18 protein-coding genes are annotated in these 13,604 nt (G+C 64.9%); 12 read left to right on the top strand and 6 right to left on the bottom strand.

All coding sequences use genetic code 11. The features are described 5' to 3' along the window. Positions 1-225: 225 nt before the first annotated feature. Entirely contained in the window at positions 226-1,683 is a 1,458-nt protein-coding gene (locus IU476_RS08640; protein WP_195098432.1) for an MDR family MFS transporter, read from the bottom strand. 49 nt (positions 1,684-1,732) lie between these two features. On the opposite strand from IU476_RS08640, the gene IU476_RS08635 reads away from it, so the two are divergent. Both IU476_RS08635 and IU476_RS08630 read left to right on the top strand, forming a co-directional pair. Continuing rightward, positions 1,733-2,353, top strand: coding sequence for a TetR/AcrR family transcriptional regulator (locus IU476_RS08635; RefSeq protein ID WP_195098430.1), 621 nt, complete (start codon positions 1,733-1,735; stop codon positions 2,351-2,353). Between the two features lie 85 nt (positions 2,354-2,438). Beyond that, a complete protein-coding gene (locus tag IU476_RS08630) occupies positions 2,439-2,804 on the top strand; it encodes a TetR/AcrR family transcriptional regulator (protein ID WP_195098427.1) in 366 nt (121 codons plus the stop codon). Positions 2,805-3,000: 196 nt separating this feature from the next. Here IU476_RS08630 and IU476_RS08625 read toward each other — a convergent pair whose 3' ends face one another. Next, positions 3,001-3,498: a hypothetical protein gene (locus tag IU476_RS08625; protein ID WP_195098760.1), complete on the bottom strand. Its 498-nt coding sequence runs from the start codon at positions 3,496-3,498 to the stop codon at positions 3,001-3,003. A 119-nt stretch (positions 3,499-3,617) separates the two neighbouring features. Here IU476_RS08625 and IU476_RS37010 point away from each other — a divergent pair, with 119 nt between their 5' ends. Together IU476_RS37010 and IU476_RS37005 are read left to right on the top strand one after the other, a co-directional pair. Continuing rightward, entirely contained in the window at positions 3,618-3,776 is a 159-nt protein-coding gene (locus IU476_RS37010) for a hypothetical protein (protein ID WP_324193964.1), read from the top strand. Continuing rightward, a complete protein-coding gene (locus IU476_RS37005; protein ID WP_324193958.1) occupies positions 3,767-4,306 on the top strand; it encodes a protein kinase domain-containing protein in 540 nt (179 codons plus the stop codon). The genes IU476_RS37010 and IU476_RS37005 overlap by 10 nt, the downstream gene beginning before the upstream one ends. Here IU476_RS37005 and IU476_RS08615 read toward each other — a convergent pair. The 4 genes from IU476_RS08615 to IU476_RS08600 all read right to left on the bottom strand — a co-directional run bounded on the left by IU476_RS08615 (position 4,284) and on the right by IU476_RS08600 (position 9,858). Continuing rightward, entirely contained in the window at positions 4,284-6,251 is a 1,968-nt protein-coding gene (locus tag IU476_RS08615; RefSeq protein ID WP_195098422.1) for a hypothetical protein, read from the bottom strand. The genes IU476_RS37005 and IU476_RS08615 overlap by 23 nt on opposite strands. Positions 6,252-7,457: 1,206 nt before the next feature. Continuing rightward, positions 7,458-7,913: a GntR family transcriptional regulator gene (locus tag IU476_RS08610; protein WP_195098420.1), complete on the bottom strand. Its 456-nt coding sequence runs from the start codon at positions 7,911-7,913 to the stop codon at positions 7,458-7,460. Positions 7,914-8,293: 380 nt separating this feature from the next. Further along, entirely contained in the window at positions 8,294-9,082 is a 789-nt protein-coding gene (locus tag IU476_RS08605; protein ID WP_195098416.1) for a glycosyltransferase family 2 protein, read from the bottom strand. Beyond that, positions 9,076-9,858 (bottom strand): GntR family transcriptional regulator, encoded by a 783-nt coding sequence (locus tag IU476_RS08600; protein ID WP_195098413.1) that lies wholly within the window; start codon positions 9,856-9,858, stop codon positions 9,076-9,078. Before IU476_RS08600 ends, IU476_RS08605 begins: the two co-directional genes overlap by 7 nt. 74 nt (positions 9,859-9,932) lie before the next feature. Between IU476_RS08600 and IU476_RS08595 the strand changes: the two genes are divergently transcribed. The 8 genes from IU476_RS08595 to IU476_RS08560 are packed head-to-tail and all read left to right on the top strand — an operon-like array spanning position 9,933 to position 13,588. Continuing rightward, a complete protein-coding gene (locus IU476_RS08595; protein WP_228823335.1) occupies positions 9,933-10,430 on the top strand; it encodes a hypothetical protein in 498 nt (165 codons plus the stop codon). A gap of 5 nt (positions 10,431-10,435) precedes the next feature. Next, positions 10,436-10,687, top strand: a complete 252-nt coding sequence (locus tag IU476_RS08590; protein ID WP_195098412.1) for a hypothetical protein — start codon at positions 10,436-10,438, stop codon at positions 10,685-10,687. Next, positions 10,687-10,923 (top strand): hypothetical protein, encoded by a 237-nt coding sequence (locus IU476_RS08585; protein ID WP_195098411.1) that lies wholly within the window; start codon positions 10,687-10,689, stop codon positions 10,921-10,923. Before IU476_RS08590 ends, IU476_RS08585 begins: the two co-directional genes overlap by 1 nt. Then, on the top strand, positions 10,923-11,576 hold the full coding sequence (locus IU476_RS08580; protein WP_228823334.1) for a DUF2637 domain-containing protein: 654 nt from the start codon (positions 10,923-10,925) through the stop codon (positions 11,574-11,576). Before IU476_RS08585 ends, IU476_RS08580 begins: the two co-directional genes overlap by 1 nt. Next, a complete protein-coding gene (locus IU476_RS08575; protein WP_195098410.1) occupies positions 11,573-12,883 on the top strand; it encodes an FtsK/SpoIIIE domain-containing protein in 1,311 nt (436 codons plus the stop codon). The genes IU476_RS08580 and IU476_RS08575 overlap by 4 nt, the downstream gene beginning before the upstream one ends. Beyond that, entirely contained in the window at positions 12,880-13,200 is a 321-nt protein-coding gene (locus IU476_RS08570) for a hypothetical protein (RefSeq protein ID WP_195098406.1), read from the top strand. Before IU476_RS08575 ends, IU476_RS08570 begins: the two co-directional genes overlap by 4 nt. 2 nt (positions 13,201-13,202) lie before the next feature. Further along, on the top strand, positions 13,203-13,418 hold the full coding sequence (locus IU476_RS08565; protein WP_195098402.1) for a hypothetical protein: 216 nt from the start codon (positions 13,203-13,205) through the stop codon (positions 13,416-13,418). Next, positions 13,415-13,588: a hypothetical protein gene (locus tag IU476_RS08560; protein WP_195098758.1), complete on the top strand. Its 174-nt coding sequence runs from the start codon at positions 13,415-13,417 to the stop codon at positions 13,586-13,588. The genes IU476_RS08565 and IU476_RS08560 overlap by 4 nt, the downstream gene beginning before the upstream one ends. The last annotated feature ends 16 nt before the right edge of the window (positions 13,589-13,604 follow it).

The raw sequence follows: 13,604 nt of genomic DNA, 5'->3' as shown, positions 1-13,604 counted from the left end.
CGTTCTACGCCGTTAGGGCTACCGAACATCGGCCTCGGGCAGGTCGCTCGACGAGTTGTACGTCGTCGACGAGGATCTCGAAGCTGTTGCTGTGCAGCGATGTTGGGACCGGGTAATTTCGCAGCCGTCGGCCGTACGAGGGCGAGGGGTAGGCAGATGGAGGCGTCCGAGACCACTTTCGCGGCACTCGTGCAGGGGGAGAAGCAATTTCAGAATCGAGCACGGTCACAGACGATCTCGTGCGGACGGTGGCTTGTCGGTGGTGGCCGTGGCGCGTGCGGGGGTGTTCGGAAGCAGAAGCCCGAACAGCACGCCCGCGGCGGTGATGGCGGTGGCCCACCAGAAGGTCGAGGCGTATGCGTGGGCGAGGTCGGCCGGTGTGCGTCCGGGCGCGGTGGTGAGCTGGTGGGTGAGGATGACGGTGACGGCGGCGGCGCCGAGGGTGCCGCCGATGCGGGAGAGGATCTGTAGCACGCTGCTGGCGTGTCCGGCCGCGGCTGCGGGGAGGTTGCGGTAGCCGGCGGCCATGGCCGGCATCATGGTCGCGCCGAAACCCAAACCGCGCACGAGAAGTACGGCGGCCAGCAGCGCGTAGGAGGTGGTGTCGGTGACCTGGGTCCAGGCCAGTGTGCTGACCGCGATCAGGCCGCTTCCGACGAGGACTACGCGGCGTGGGCCGTAGCGGTCGGTGAGTCGTCCGGCCACGGGCATGGCGAGCGCGGTGCCCAGTCCCTGCGGCGCGAGTAGCAGTCCGGCCACGAGCGCGGACTCGCCCCGCACCTGCTGGTAGTACAGCGGGATCAGCAGCATGACACCGAAGATCGTCAGCCCCAGCGCGAGCGACACCACGGACGCACCCGCGAACGACCGATCTTTGAAGTACCGCAACGGAATCAGTGCCCGGTCCCCGACCCCGGCGGCGTATCCGGCGAACGACACCAGCAGCACCACACCGGCCGCCAGCGGCACCCATACCTCGGCCGGACCGAAGCCGCCCGCGTCACCGGCCTTCGACAACCCGTACACCACCAGCGCCGAGGCGGGACTCAGCAGCAGCCAGCCGCGCAGATCGAAAGCCGCCATGCTCGAATTCGGCGGGGTCGCGGGCAGCATGCGCGTGCTCAGTACGGTCGCGAGGACGCCGACCGGGACATTGATGAGGAACAGCCACCGCCACGACAGGTTGTCGACCAGCACTCCGCCGAGCACCGGTCCCAGGACCGGTGCGAGCAGGGCCGGGACGCCGACCACGGTCATCACCCGTCCCATCCGCTGCGGTCCTGCGGCCTGCGCCAGGATCGTCTGCGCGACCGGCATCAGCAACGCGCCCGCTGTGCCCTGCACGATGCGGAACCCGATGAGGCTCTGCACATTCCACGCCGACGCACACAGCGCGGACGCCACCGTGAACAACACGATCGACGCCACGAAGATCTGTTTCGCGCCGAACCGTTCGGTCAGCCATCCGGTCGTGGGAATCACCACGGCCAGCGCGAGCAGGTAGCCGGTGACCACCCACTGGATGGTCGACAGTCCGGCGTCGAGTTCGTGGCCGAGGGTGCGCAGTGCCACGGTGACGATCGTCGTGTCGAGCATGCTCATGAAGATTCCCACCACCAGCACGAGACCCAGCCGGATCAGGTCGGGCCCGAGACGTTCGGCGGGAGCTGTATCGGAAGTCATGGCAGCGACGCTAGAACCCGAAATGGGCCTGATGTGTAACATTTAGCAGGTGGAGACACCCGGTCGGCGGCGCGGCCCGCGCAGCGACGCGTTGCGCAACGACGAACAGATCTTGCGTACGGCGGCAAGGGTTCTGGCCGAAGACCCGGCCGCGACCATCCAGCGCGTCGCCGACGAGGCCGGCGTGACCCGGATGACGGTCTACCGCCGCTACCGCAACCGCGAGGCGCTGCGCGCCGCGATCTACGACATCGCCGCCGTCGAAGCGCACCGGGCGCTCACCGACGCGGCCGACCGCGAGCTCGACACCGTCGCCGCGCTGCGCGAACTGATCGGCGTCATGGCCGCGATCATCCAGCGTTATCCGGTGTTGTCGACGAATACCGCTTGGCAACCATTGCCGGGCGACAAACACCGGCCGTCGCCGCCCGCGGCCGCCCGGCGGATGCACTATGCCGTCTTCGACCTGGTCAAACGCGGCCAGCGGGAGGGTGTGCTCCGTTCCGATCTACCGCCGGAGCTGTTGCCGCAAGCCATCGTCGGCACGCTGCACATCGTCAACCGCTTCGCCCACAGCCTGCGCGCCGACCCCGACCGGATCGGAAGCCAGGTCGCCGACCTGCTTCTCACCGGCTTCACGAACCGGTCCGCACTGCCTACCGAGCAGTGACCGTAACCGGAATCGGAGAGCGTCGTGACCGCGCTGTCGGGTCGGCTCGCGACATTCGCCGGGAGGTCGGCGCGGAGCCGCCCGAATGCCCGCACGTACGATCCGGGGTGTGACCGATCGGCGAGCATGGGGGAGTTTGCAGCGGGCCCAGATCGTTGCCGCCGCGCTCGACATCGCTCGCGCGGAAGGCATCGAGGCGCTGACGATCCGGCGTCTCGCCGCCGAGGTCGGGGCGTCGCGGATGGCGTTGTACCGGCACGTCGCGATCGCGGCCTCGGCTCTCGTCCTCACCGCCGCGCTGCCTCGGCGCGCGCCTGCGCCGCTGCCCACAGACACTCAGGATATGAGCGGGTACGTCGACCGCGCACAGCGAGTTGTTCAGTCTTTCCAGTCGGGAGGCAGCGCGTTCGCGAGCACTTGGGCTCGGTGGTCTCGAGGTCGAAAGTTGTGATCGGTACGGTCACCCAACTCGATGTTGGGGCCCACTGGATCCGATATGCACTTCGGTGGTGTAGCCGCGCGGGCTCGATGCCGCCGGATAGCGGCATCGATTGCTTCGGTGATGCGTTCCGCGGCGTCGTGCCAGCGGCGTAGCTCGGCGGCCGACGGGGCTGGCTGGTGGTCGTGGTGGTGGGAGGTCGCCGAGGTCATCGTGGCTGTAGCCGTGCGCGCCGTTGTTGCAGGTTTTGACGAACTTGCGAAGCCCACGGGGCGATTTCATGGTCCATCATGACCAGGACTTCGCTTTCGCGGTGGCGGTCCAGGAGCATGGCGAGCGCGAGTTTCGGTACGGTGCGTTCGGTGGCGTCGAGTTGTTCCTCGACGGCGTCCTGGGGGAATCCGTTCTCGCCGAACAGCCGCCGGACCCGTGCGGTGCACGCCCACTCGATGGCCGAGCGGAAGCACAACGCGATCATTTCTAGGGCGTGCTCGCGGGGCAGACCGCGGGTGAGGCTGAGCGCGCGGGCGTCATCGATATAGGCGCGGACCGGGTCGGCCGAGGTCCGGACCTCGACTTCGGACCGTTCGCGGCGCAGCACGTCTAGAACCGTTGCCGGAATGCGCAGGCGACGAACGGCTTCCGACAGCCGCAGGTCGTGGGTGAACACGATCACCTGGCGGGTGCGGGCCACCTCGTCGAGCACCCCGCGCCAGTCCGTCGACCTTCGCGGGATCCATCGACTGGACCGGGTCGTCGATCATCAGGAAGCGGAAGAGACTTTGGGAGCGGTGGCACGCGCAGGAACAGCGACAGTCCGAGGGCGTGCAGTTCACCCTGGCTCATCACCTCGAGCGCGGCGCCCGCGACTCCATCAACGGTGGCGTCGAGTTCGACCTTGCGGCTGGAGGCATTGCCCAGCAGGAAAACTCCGCCGAGCTCGACGTTGCTCTGCTCGCGCAGCGTCGTCCCCACTGCCGCTGAGCTGGGTCGCTTCGGTCGCCGCCCAGGTCGCCACCGTCCTGTCACCTGCGCACGCGTTGCCGGTGGTGCATCGCGACTTGAAACCCGCCAATATACTGCTGACCTGCGACGGATCGGTGAAGGCAATCGACTTCGGTATCGCCGCCATTCTCGACCGTAATGTCCGCCGCATCACCCACGCCGGGCAAGCCATCGGCACCTTTCGTTACATGTCCCCCGAAGCCGTCGTCCACGGACTACGCCTCAAACAACCGCAGGACCGGCCCGCCGACGCCTACACCGTCTACGGACGCCTGCTGCCGTTTCTGCCCGCGCCCGGGGCCGAAACCACCGTCGACGCTCATCTGCCCGGTCTGCCTGATCCGACCCGGATCTTCCGCCGGCCCAACGCTCCACTCGAATCCCCGTGTCCTGAAGCTGTTGGCGGCGGCCGAATCGTGAGCGGGCCGGTCGGCGTGTGGCCGAATGGTGTGGCCGACCGAACTCCGCCTGCGTGCCCAGCGATTTTCAGCTGGTCTTGGTATTGGTGAGGTGCGGCCCAATGTAGCCGATGTAGATCTTGCGGTCGTTGGACCAGTTGTCCAGGTAGTAGAGACGTGGGCTGATCTGGCTGCCGCGTCCGAGACGGAAATGGGCCTGCATTGTGATACGGCCAGACGGTTCGACGCTGGTGGGTACGGGAAAGACACGTTCGTGGCCCCACTGTTGCATCGTCTTCGGGGATTCGCTGGCAGCGAACTTTCCCAATGAAACAGTGCGGTAGCCGGGAGGTGGATCGCTGAGATACGCATGGACGCTTCTGCTGCTGGTCAGATTGTCGTTGCGGGCTCGGAGATAGTCGCGGAGTGTCAAGAGAACCTCCCACGCGACGTTTGCCGTCGTGCCGTGTGCATCGTGACGGTCTAGGCCGCCACAGACGGCCTGGTCACCCGTGAATTCGATACCGTCCGGTCCGAGTTGCTCCAACTGGTCGAGTAATTGCAGATAGGAGCCTGGATAGTCGATACGCTCGGATGGCGGAAGGAAGACATTGTAGGTACCGGCCTCGGCGAGTTGTCGGCGCAGAACGGCGATTTCCAGCTGTTGCGAATGGGTGGTGTCGGTGAGTCTCTGACGTTCTTCCGTCTCCAAGCCCAGCTGGTACTCCAACTGCTCGATACTGTCGTTGCGTTCGCTGATCAGGTCCTCGAGACGATTGATCTCTCCCTGTTTCTCCTCGACCAGTTGGTCGGCGCGCAACAGGGTAGCCGCGTTGTGCTCGGCATCGGCACGATTCTTTATCGCCTGCAGCGCATCTCGGGTGATGGTGGTGAGTCCGAGGATTTCCCGCACTAGCGCGAGATCGGGATCGATGAGCGTTGTCGCCGACACGGCGGTGGAGACCGGATCCGTGCTCGGCTCGAGCAGCGTTGTTGCCGTGTCGTTGTCGGTCGGTGCATGGACCCCAGTTGCCGGCTCGGTGGCCGGCACAGACTCGACGACCGGGTTCGTGAGGGCTGGCCCTGTGGGAGCTTCGTAGGCCGTGGCGACGTTATTGCCCTCGAGTACGTGCTTGTTCTCGAGCCGGTCCAGCGTGCGCAGGTCTGCAATCAGGTCTTTGGGTAGTTTGTGGGTCGCTGCGTGCCGACGGGCGATCCGACCGAGCAACTGTTGTAATGCCCGGTCGGGAAGTTTTGTGAGTGTTGCGGTGGCCAGGTAGCGATGCCGCAGGGCATCGTCCGGGTCGTCGAAGTCGGTGCCTGGCAGAAAGTTCCGAATTGTCCCCGGCGCCACCGCATGCCGCTCGCCAGCGAGGCGTCGGAACTCCGCAGTGGCTACTGGGTCGAGCACCGCAAATTCGGCTTGCGCGGTGAGCTCCTTCGACCACTTCCTGGCTTTCTGCAGGAAGATATCGAAAGGAAGCTGATGGTTGGTTCCGGCGACGAATATCAGGCCATGACGTTCGGGCGCCTGCACGCGCGCGACGAGGTCGGCGACGGCTGAGTACGGGACCTGTTGTGCAGTGCGGGCTAGCTGAAGCGACTCGCTGCGCTTGATCGTCAAGCCTTCGACGAGTTCCCGGGCAATCCGTGGGGCGTCGACGAACCAGCCGCGTTGGTTGCGGACCTGCAGCAGAAACCATCCATCACCTGATTTGCTGGTGTGAGCAGCGAGCTCGGTCCGCCAGATGTTGTCTGGTCGTGTCTCTGACCAGCGGAATCGGATGAGTTCAGTTGTGGGTAGGGTTTGTCGGGCCACGCTGAGCCGGAACTCGTTCTGTTGCCGTATGCCGGACTCGGTGACGGCCTGCCGCCAGCCTTTGCCACGCACCCACTCGGCGAACTCGCGGACGATGAAGTCCATCGACGACTTGTCGGAATCGAAGCGAACAAAAGTCTGGTACGGGTCATCAGGCTCGCGCTCGAGCGCCGGTCGTGCGGTGGAACGGCTCGGTCGCCGCGCCGTCAGGGGCGTCGGTCGCGCAGGCCTACTCACGGAGGTCACCTTTCTGGCCGGACCCGGTCGCAACTCGGAGCCTAGGGGCCGGAAAGTCTTCGGACAGTGAGTATTTGGCCTCTCAGGCTGCGAAGCTCAGTTTAAACCACTCGGACTCTTCCCCGTTCGGTATCCGGCCGCCAAGCAGTGAGCGAAGCCGGGTCTGGTTGTAGCGCAACTCGGTATGGCGTGTACCACGGCCTTCTGGTCATGTCTGCACTACGCGTCGCCGGGAGTTTTCTAGATCCAGGCCCGGTGTGGGAATCGAGTCTGACAGCGTGTGGATCGACGGCGTGTCATCCGGTTGATTGCAGCATCGATACGTGTTGACGCTGGTGCCTGTTATTGCAGTCGAGGTATGGGTGGCGTCGGGAAGACTCGAACCTGCGATGTTTGAGACGGGGAATGCCGAAGCTATTTGGAGATGCTACGTGACAACCGCATTTACCTGCGGAAACACATCGCAAGACTGTGCCCCCGGCAGGATTCGAACCTGCGACACCCGCTTTAGGAGAGCGATTCGCGCCCGATTTGCCGGGGTTGGTCATCGTTGGCGGCGTTGGTCGCGATGCTCTGAGCTGGCCCGATCTTCTTTGCTGCGTTGGCTGTTGACGGTGCGGTGTGGTGCGACTGCGTACCCACTGCGTACCCCGGATAGGTCGGCTATCCGGCCATGACTGTTCTTCCCCCATCTTCCTCATACTGGCCATCCCTCAGTGGAGGGCGGGCGTGTCAAGGATGCCGTAGGCACCGCGTAGCGGACACCGTAGGTGGTCCTTGACTCGTTCGACCGGAGCGAGACCATCGGGCCATGAGGAAGGTGGGGGATTCTGCTGTTGGTGCTCAGGCGGTTTGGGGCGACCACGGGCGGTGGACCGGGCTGCCCGGCCGGCCGTTTGGTGCTCGTCTGCGGGAGGTAAGTCGGGTACGGCAGTCGTCGTGCCCAGCACTGCCTTCGTTGATGAAAAGTGCTCAGACAGGAACAGGCGGCGTTCTGCCACGTCGCCAATGCGGCGCGGACGTGCCGACGCGCCGCACGGGTGCCTCATCGAGTGCGGTGCGCGGCGCTGCGCGGCCGCGTCGCGGCGCGCGCAGCGCGCCGCTCTTGATCCTGTAGAGCTGAATTCGGCAACGACTGTGCAGCGGTGGGTGACGATCGGTGCGCAGGTACCTGGCGGACTCACGCGGACGGGCGACGGACGCGGCCTAGCGTGGCCGCCGCAACTGGCTGATGCGGCCCTTCGTGAGCCCGAGACGTTGACCGATTTCGGTGATTGTCAGCCCGTCATCGTGTGCCGAGTCGATAGCGGCCTGCCGGATGGCGGAAAGCTCGGTTATCCGGAGCTGGTACTCGGTGATGAGGTCGCTGGCCCGGAGTGCGCGAGTGATGGGATCGGCGGTGCTTCGAACGCGGTCCATGTCATCGCCGGGCGTGGGCTGGGACGGCTGCGTCACGACACGGCCTGCTCGCGGCTTGGTCGCTATGAGGCCGTCTGCGGCGAGAAGATCCATCGCCCGGGTGACGGTGAGGGAGCTGGCTTTCCATTCTTCAGCCAGCTCTCTGGTGGTCGGGAGCGGCTGCCCATCGCGAAGGTGGCCAGCCTCGATCTCGGCGCGGATGGCGTCGGCTATGCGCTGATGAGCTGGGACGGGCGCGGTCATGGCTCATGACGATACTGGCCTGGCCGTTGACGGAAGTTGCTGTCTGGCAACACATCTTGTCGTGATCGTGCCGTAAGGTGATCCCACCTCCATTCGAGGGGCGGTGGACTTGGTCCACACACCGCGCCCAGGAAGGAGGTGGTGGGTATGGCGAAACATCGCCGACCGAAGAGCAAGGCCCCGGTCGACTACGGCATCTGCTTGGCTGCTGCTGTCGTAATCGCCGGGGCGCTCGTGCTGGTCCGCTGGTTGCGGGCTAGGTGACCCACCAGGTGGGGCGTCGTTGGCGCGGCGTCCCACCGCCAGCGTCACTCTCGTGACAGCCTCGATGATACTTGACTGCGCCCCGTCAAGATAGCCTGTGGCAGGGCGACGGGCGTTTAGAGCCCGCTACTGCCACCATTCCACTCTGCCGCGCTCATCCATCGGATATTGGGCTGAGACAGTACGGCCTCGATCGCTAGTACTCGTTCCTTGAGAAACAACCATCGCTTATGCAATACATCCTTTGGCGTATCACTCGGGGTGGTCTGCCCAGGATGCTTCCTGTAATGCAGCCCGACTTCGCCGATGAACCACCCGGGCGCGAAGGTGGACACAGCAAGTAACATTCCGATGTCTTCACCAACTGGCAACGCCATCCAGCCCCCTACAGCGATGACCAGTTCACGGCGAATGCAAATGGTGGCAGGGTGAACAGTGAGGGTATAACCACGTAACCACCATTCCTCGGCAAGTACTCCGCGTGTAATCCTGCCTTCAATCCGGTCTGCGTCTACGCGGACCAATCTCCCATCCGGCATAAGGTCAAGTGCACGAGACGTCGTCCATCCGACTTCGGGATTCTTCGTGAAAATTTCGATGTTACGAGCCAGTGCGTTCGGGCAAAGAATATCGTCGGCATCGAGATTTTGAATGAGTGTTCCAGCTGACCGCTCAAGAGCGAGGTTTCGCGCCATACCCGGTCCGCCGTGCGGGCCGGAGGAAGGTTTGACCCGCGCGTCCTCCATCGCCCGACGAGGCAGCGGAAGTTCGTCTTCCCCATCGACTTGAATCAGCCACTCCCACTCCCAGCCCGAGGGAAGGCTCTGATCGCAAAGAGATTCGTAGGCATCTGCAAGAAAGTCTTCACGGGGGCGATAAACAGGTGTTATTACGGAGATCAGCATGGGCTTTCCAAATCGAATTCGGCAGTATAGATAATTTGGTCAGCGACTACGAGACTCGTGCTTGCCTCGACTGGTACTCCGTTCTTGTCGATGACGGTACGTTTGCGAACCATGACCGGTAGTGCTGTCGGCATTGCAAGAAAAGCAGCTTCATCGGGCGTCGGTAGCCGTGACTCGATAGTCATCGAAATGTGGTGAGGTTCGACTCCAGCCTCCTGCAACCAGGTTTCGGTGGATTTACCCGGTTTTTCATCCTCAATTGAATTCAGCCCTGCCCTTTGTGCGATGCGATCGGACATTCGAGACCACATGACCTGGTGAGGTGTCCCTTTGAGCAGGTAACGAAAACGGCGAACCAAAACCGTTTCGTCACCCAGCTCTTTGCTGAGCGTATCGGTGACGTTTGACGCGGGCTCGCGGCTGTAGTCGGTTTCGACGTCGAACTTGGCATCGCCGTCAAGATCTCCGTTGTGGATCTGCTCGAGAGTGCGGTCCCCGGTGCTGGCGAACGCGGCGAAGTTCTGGTCGATGGGACGAGCAAGCTTGGTGCGCGCACGGACTCGGACGCCTCGGCGCGGGGCGTTGGGATCGGTGAGCAAGACGCCTTCGTTCGCGAGCGCTCCGATGGCGCGGACGAGAGCGGCCTGCGTGGGCGTCCCGTACTGCTCCATCAGCTCGCGGACCGATGGTAGCCGGTCACCGGCTGACCACTCGCCTGAATCTACGCGACGGCGCAGGTCAGAGGCTATGTCTCGCCAAATCGTGGGCGGAGGCATCGGGACTCCCAACTTTGTTGATGAACAATCTTGACGACCAACGCTTTGTTGCTTAATAATAGTTCCATGCCGGTTTGTTGAGCAACAAAATCGGTGCCCATGAAGACCAACAAGGAGGAAGCATGGCTCTCAAGGATCTGCGTTTCAACGTCGCGTTCAACGAAGCGTTCGAGAAGGGGCTCGTGCTGGTCGGCGAGATCGAGCCGGACACGGAGTACAACGCCAACCGCAACGCCCCGGCCCGCCAGAAGGTGGACCCGCTGACGGGCAAGCGGCAGTGGAAGGCCACGTGCACCGACCCGTCGGAGACGAACCCGAAGAAGTCCAGCGTTCAGGTGATCTTCCTGGCGGATGTGGCTCCGGTTCCGGTGAATCCGGAGGTGTTGCCGGGTATGCGGGCGGTCGAGCTGGAGAACGTCACCTTGCAGCCGAAGATGACCGGTCAGGGTGAGTTCAAGACCATCGGCTGGACGGTTCGTGCGACGGGCATCGTCGGCGATAACTCGGGGGCGAAGGTGCCGCCGAACGACGTCGGTGCCTCGCGTCCGGCCCGTGGCGACAAGGCGGCGTGATCGTCATGGCCTACATCGACGTGTTCAATTCCTCCGGGCTGGATGGCCTGGACGTGCACTATGACCCGGCCCATCGGATCGACGGGCATTCGCAGCCTGCTTACGTCCGTATCGAGCTGGGCGGCGGCACCACCGGTTCGCGGTCCTACCTCGGGATGACGATTGCGGAGGCGAGGATGCTCGCCGGTGCGCTGGTGAACATCGTGATGCTGCATGATGCGGCGGAGCGGGTCGCGGCCGAGAGGTCGGTGGCGTGATGGGTGTCGAGCAGTTGGCCGAGTGGGCGACCGTGACGCTGGCGGTGTCGTGGCTGGTGCTCGTGGCCGGTTTCGGTGTCGGCAAGGTGCTGGCGTTGATGGAGCGGGTCGACATGCTGGAGCACTGGGCCGGTCGTGTCGAGGACGAGTTCCTGACCCGTCAGCAGCCGCTGGGGATGGTGCCGATGGGCCTCGGGCGTGACCCGGGCGCGTCGGATCGGTCGGACGTGGCGTGATGTTCACGCCTGAGCGGGGGATGCGTGTAGCGCGGGTGTTCGCGGTCCTGGTGATCGTGGGCGTCGGCGCTGCCGCGTTCCGCTTGTCGTTCGCCACCTTGCGGGATCTGGCGGTGCTGGCGCATGTTCCGGCGTCGGATGCGTGGCTGTTCCCGTTGATCATCGACGGCACGATCGTTCAGGCAACGGCCGGCGCTTTGGTGCTGGCGAAGTCGCCGGAGCGGAAGTTCTTCATTCGGGTTCTGGTGGTGGGTGCGCTGGTGTCGGTGGCGGGCAACAGCATTCACGCTGTGGCTGCCGGTCAGCCGTTGCCGTCGTGGTTGTGCGCGGTGGTGGCCGCGATCGCCCCGGTTTCGCTGCTGGTCGATACCCACGGTCTGGCGGTGTTGTTCCGTGCCGCCCAGCATGACCCGTCCGCGGTTGTGCTGGCCGATCCGGAACCTGTCGAGTCCATCGAGCCTGTGAAGCCGGTGGCGTCCGAAATGGCCGTGCCTGAGTCTGTCGTGGAAGCGGCTGCGGCACAGGCGGATTCGATTCCTGTTCCTGCGTCGGTTCCGGCTGCTGCTCCGGTGGCGTCGGTGTCGGCGATTCGTTCTCAGCGACCTGAGCAGCAGTTGTTGCCGATCGCTGTTCCTGTAGGAGGTGCGCGATGACGGTGACGACGGTGGTCCCGTACGCGGTCGCTGCGGCCGGTGCTCTGGGGTTCGCGGCGCGCATGTTCACCTGGTCCCGGATCCGGGTCCCGAAAGAGATGACGGCCGAGGACCATGCCCGGCAGGCTCCCGCGCCGTTGCGGCTGGCGGTGTTCACGCTGTGTGACCCGTTGCAGGGCGGCTTGTTGTGGGCCTCGCTGGGGCTGGGTTCGCCGGAGGTCGGGTTCCCGGTCCTGATCGATCTGGCCTATGCCCCGTACGGGCTGGATGTCGAGCTGCAACCGGTGGTGCACAAGAAACTGCGCCGGTTCGATGACGAGCAGGTCTTGGCCGATCTCGCGGGTTTCCTGGGGGTGCCGAAGGTCACAGTGTCGGCACCCGACCCGGGATTCATCCGTCTTCAGGTGAGGGTGCACGACACTCTCGCTGCTCCGGCAACGGTGCCGGTGGCGGTCCACAACGGCGTGGACCTGGAGGCGGTCCCGGTCGGGGTGACCGAACTCGGTGACGCCTGGCTGCTGCGGGTGCTCTACGCCCACATCCTGCTGGCGGGCGCGACGGGCTCGGGCAAGGGCTCGGTGCTGTGGTCGCTCATCGCCGGTATCGGTCCCGCGATCCGTGACGGCCTGGTGGACGTGTGGCTGGCCGATCCCAAGGGCGGCGCGGAGTTCGGGCGTGGTGAGCGGCTGTGGGTGCGGTTCGAGTGGGACATCGACGGCATCCTCGCCATGCTGGGCGAAGCCGTCGAGGTGATGCGCGAGCGGCTGGCCCGGATGCGGGAAACCGGTGTGCGCAAACATGTCCCGACCCCGGACGCGCCGCTGGTCCTGATCGTGATCGATGAGGCGGCCGCGTTGTCGTCGTATGCGACCCGGGAGCAGCAGGAGTTGTTCCGGCAACTGACCGGGGTGCTGCTGTCGCAGGGTCGTGCGGCGGCGGTGGGAGTGGTTGCGGCGCTACAGGATCCGTCGAAGGAGACGATGCCGAACCGGCAGCTGTTCCCGGTCCGCATCGGCCTGCGTCTCGATGAGCCGACACAGACGGCCATGGTGCACGGGCAGGGCTCCCGCGCTCGGGGTGCTCGCTGCGACGAGATCTCCGATGCCACCCCGGGTGTCGGTTACGTCGGTGAGGACGGGACGGCGGAGTTCGTGCGGGTGCGCGCGTTCTGGGTGTCCAACGACGACATCGACCGGATTGTCGAGCTGTACGCCCGGCCGGAGCCCGATTTCTCGCCTCAGGCGGACTACAGCGATTTCGACCCGGACGACCTCGGTGACGATGACGGCGGGTTGGTGGCGGCATGAACCACACCGGATTCGTCACTCAGGCGCATGTGGTCGTCAACTGTGACGGCTGCGGGGACCGCTACAGCGAGACCGCTTTTGACCAGCTGTGTTTCGCCTCGGTGCATGAGGCGATCGCCTACATCACCGGTCGTGGTGCCGGGGTGGGCTGGGTCTATGACGGCGACAAGGTGCTGTGCGACGGCTGTGTCGCGTCGGCCCGCTGCGCCGAGTTCGGCCACACCTTCCCCGAGCCGCGCCGCTGGCCGCTGGGGGACAAGAACCGTTCCCACGTCTGCACGACGTGCGGCATCAACTGCACCGAAATCGAGGAGTAGCCATGCGGCACAACATGTTCGGCGACTACCACGACACCGCCTTGCAGCAGGAGGAGGACGCGATCGACGCCGTGATCGATATCCGTTCCCGCCGCCGCTGCCACTACGAGCGCTCCGGCTTCGATCCGGTCTCCCTCGCGGTGCACCTGTGGGCCGAAACCGGTCACGTCCCCGGCTGGGACGAGGGCCTGGACGACGGCGGGGACTGGGCGGCATGACGACGAAAAAGCAGGCAGCGCAGATCAACCCGATCGTGCAGGCGGCCGCCGACCAGGTCCGCAAGTCCCGCCGCCGGACGGGCAAGGCCAAGGACCTCCCGCGCTGGGAGTGCCCCGACCAGCTGACCCTGTTCGACACGACCCGCCAGGACGGCGACACCGCCGCGTGAGCACCACCGCTCCACC

It is taken from the genome of Nocardia blacklockiae (assembly GCF_015477355.1).
GTDB lineage: Bacteria > Actinomycetota > Actinomycetes > Mycobacteriales > Mycobacteriaceae > Nocardia > Nocardia blacklockiae.
Note: the sequence above shows the minus strand (reverse complement) of the source record. Positions and strands in the feature narration are given on the sequence as shown.

Bases quoted from the DNA above. Each gene is read 5' to 3' on its own strand.
- IU476_RS08580 (WP_228823334.1), top strand. From the start codon at position 10,923: ATGTTCACGCCTGAGCGGGGGATGCGTGTAGCGCGGGTGTTCGCGGTC.
- IU476_RS08560 (WP_195098758.1), top strand. From the start codon at position 13,415: ATGACGACGAAAAAGCAGGCAGCGCAGATCAACCCGATCGTGCAGGCG.
- IU476_RS08585 (WP_195098411.1), top strand. From the start codon at position 10,687: ATGGGTGTCGAGCAGTTGGCCGAGTGGGCGACCGTGACGCTGGCGGTG.
- IU476_RS08565 (WP_195098402.1), top strand. From the start codon at position 13,203: ATGCGGCACAACATGTTCGGCGACTACCACGACACCGCCTTGCAGCAG.
- IU476_RS08610 (WP_195098420.1), bottom strand. From the start codon at position 7,913: ATGACCGCGCCCGTCCCAGCTCATCAGCGCATAGCCGACGCCATCCGC.
- IU476_RS08630 (WP_195098427.1), top strand. From the start codon at position 2,439: ATGCCCGCACGTACGATCCGGGGTGTGACCGATCGGCGAGCATGGGGG.
- IU476_RS08570 (WP_195098406.1), top strand. From the start codon at position 12,880: ATGAACCACACCGGATTCGTCACTCAGGCGCATGTGGTCGTCAACTGT.
- IU476_RS08600 (WP_195098413.1), bottom strand. From the start codon at position 9,858: ATGCCTCCGCCCACGATTTGGCGAGACATAGCCTCTGACCTGCGCCGT.
- IU476_RS08575 (WP_195098410.1), top strand. From the start codon at position 11,573: ATGACGGTGACGACGGTGGTCCCGTACGCGGTCGCTGCGGCCGGTGCT.
- IU476_RS08605 (WP_195098416.1), bottom strand. From the start codon at position 9,082: ATGCTGATCTCCGTAATAACACCTGTTTATCGCCCCCGTGAAGACTTT.
- IU476_RS08640 (WP_195098432.1), bottom strand. From the start codon at position 1,683: ATGACTTCCGATACAGCTCCCGCCGAACGTCTCGGGCCCGACCTGATC.
- IU476_RS08590 (WP_195098412.1), top strand. From the start codon at position 10,436: ATGGCCTACATCGACGTGTTCAATTCCTCCGGGCTGGATGGCCTGGAC.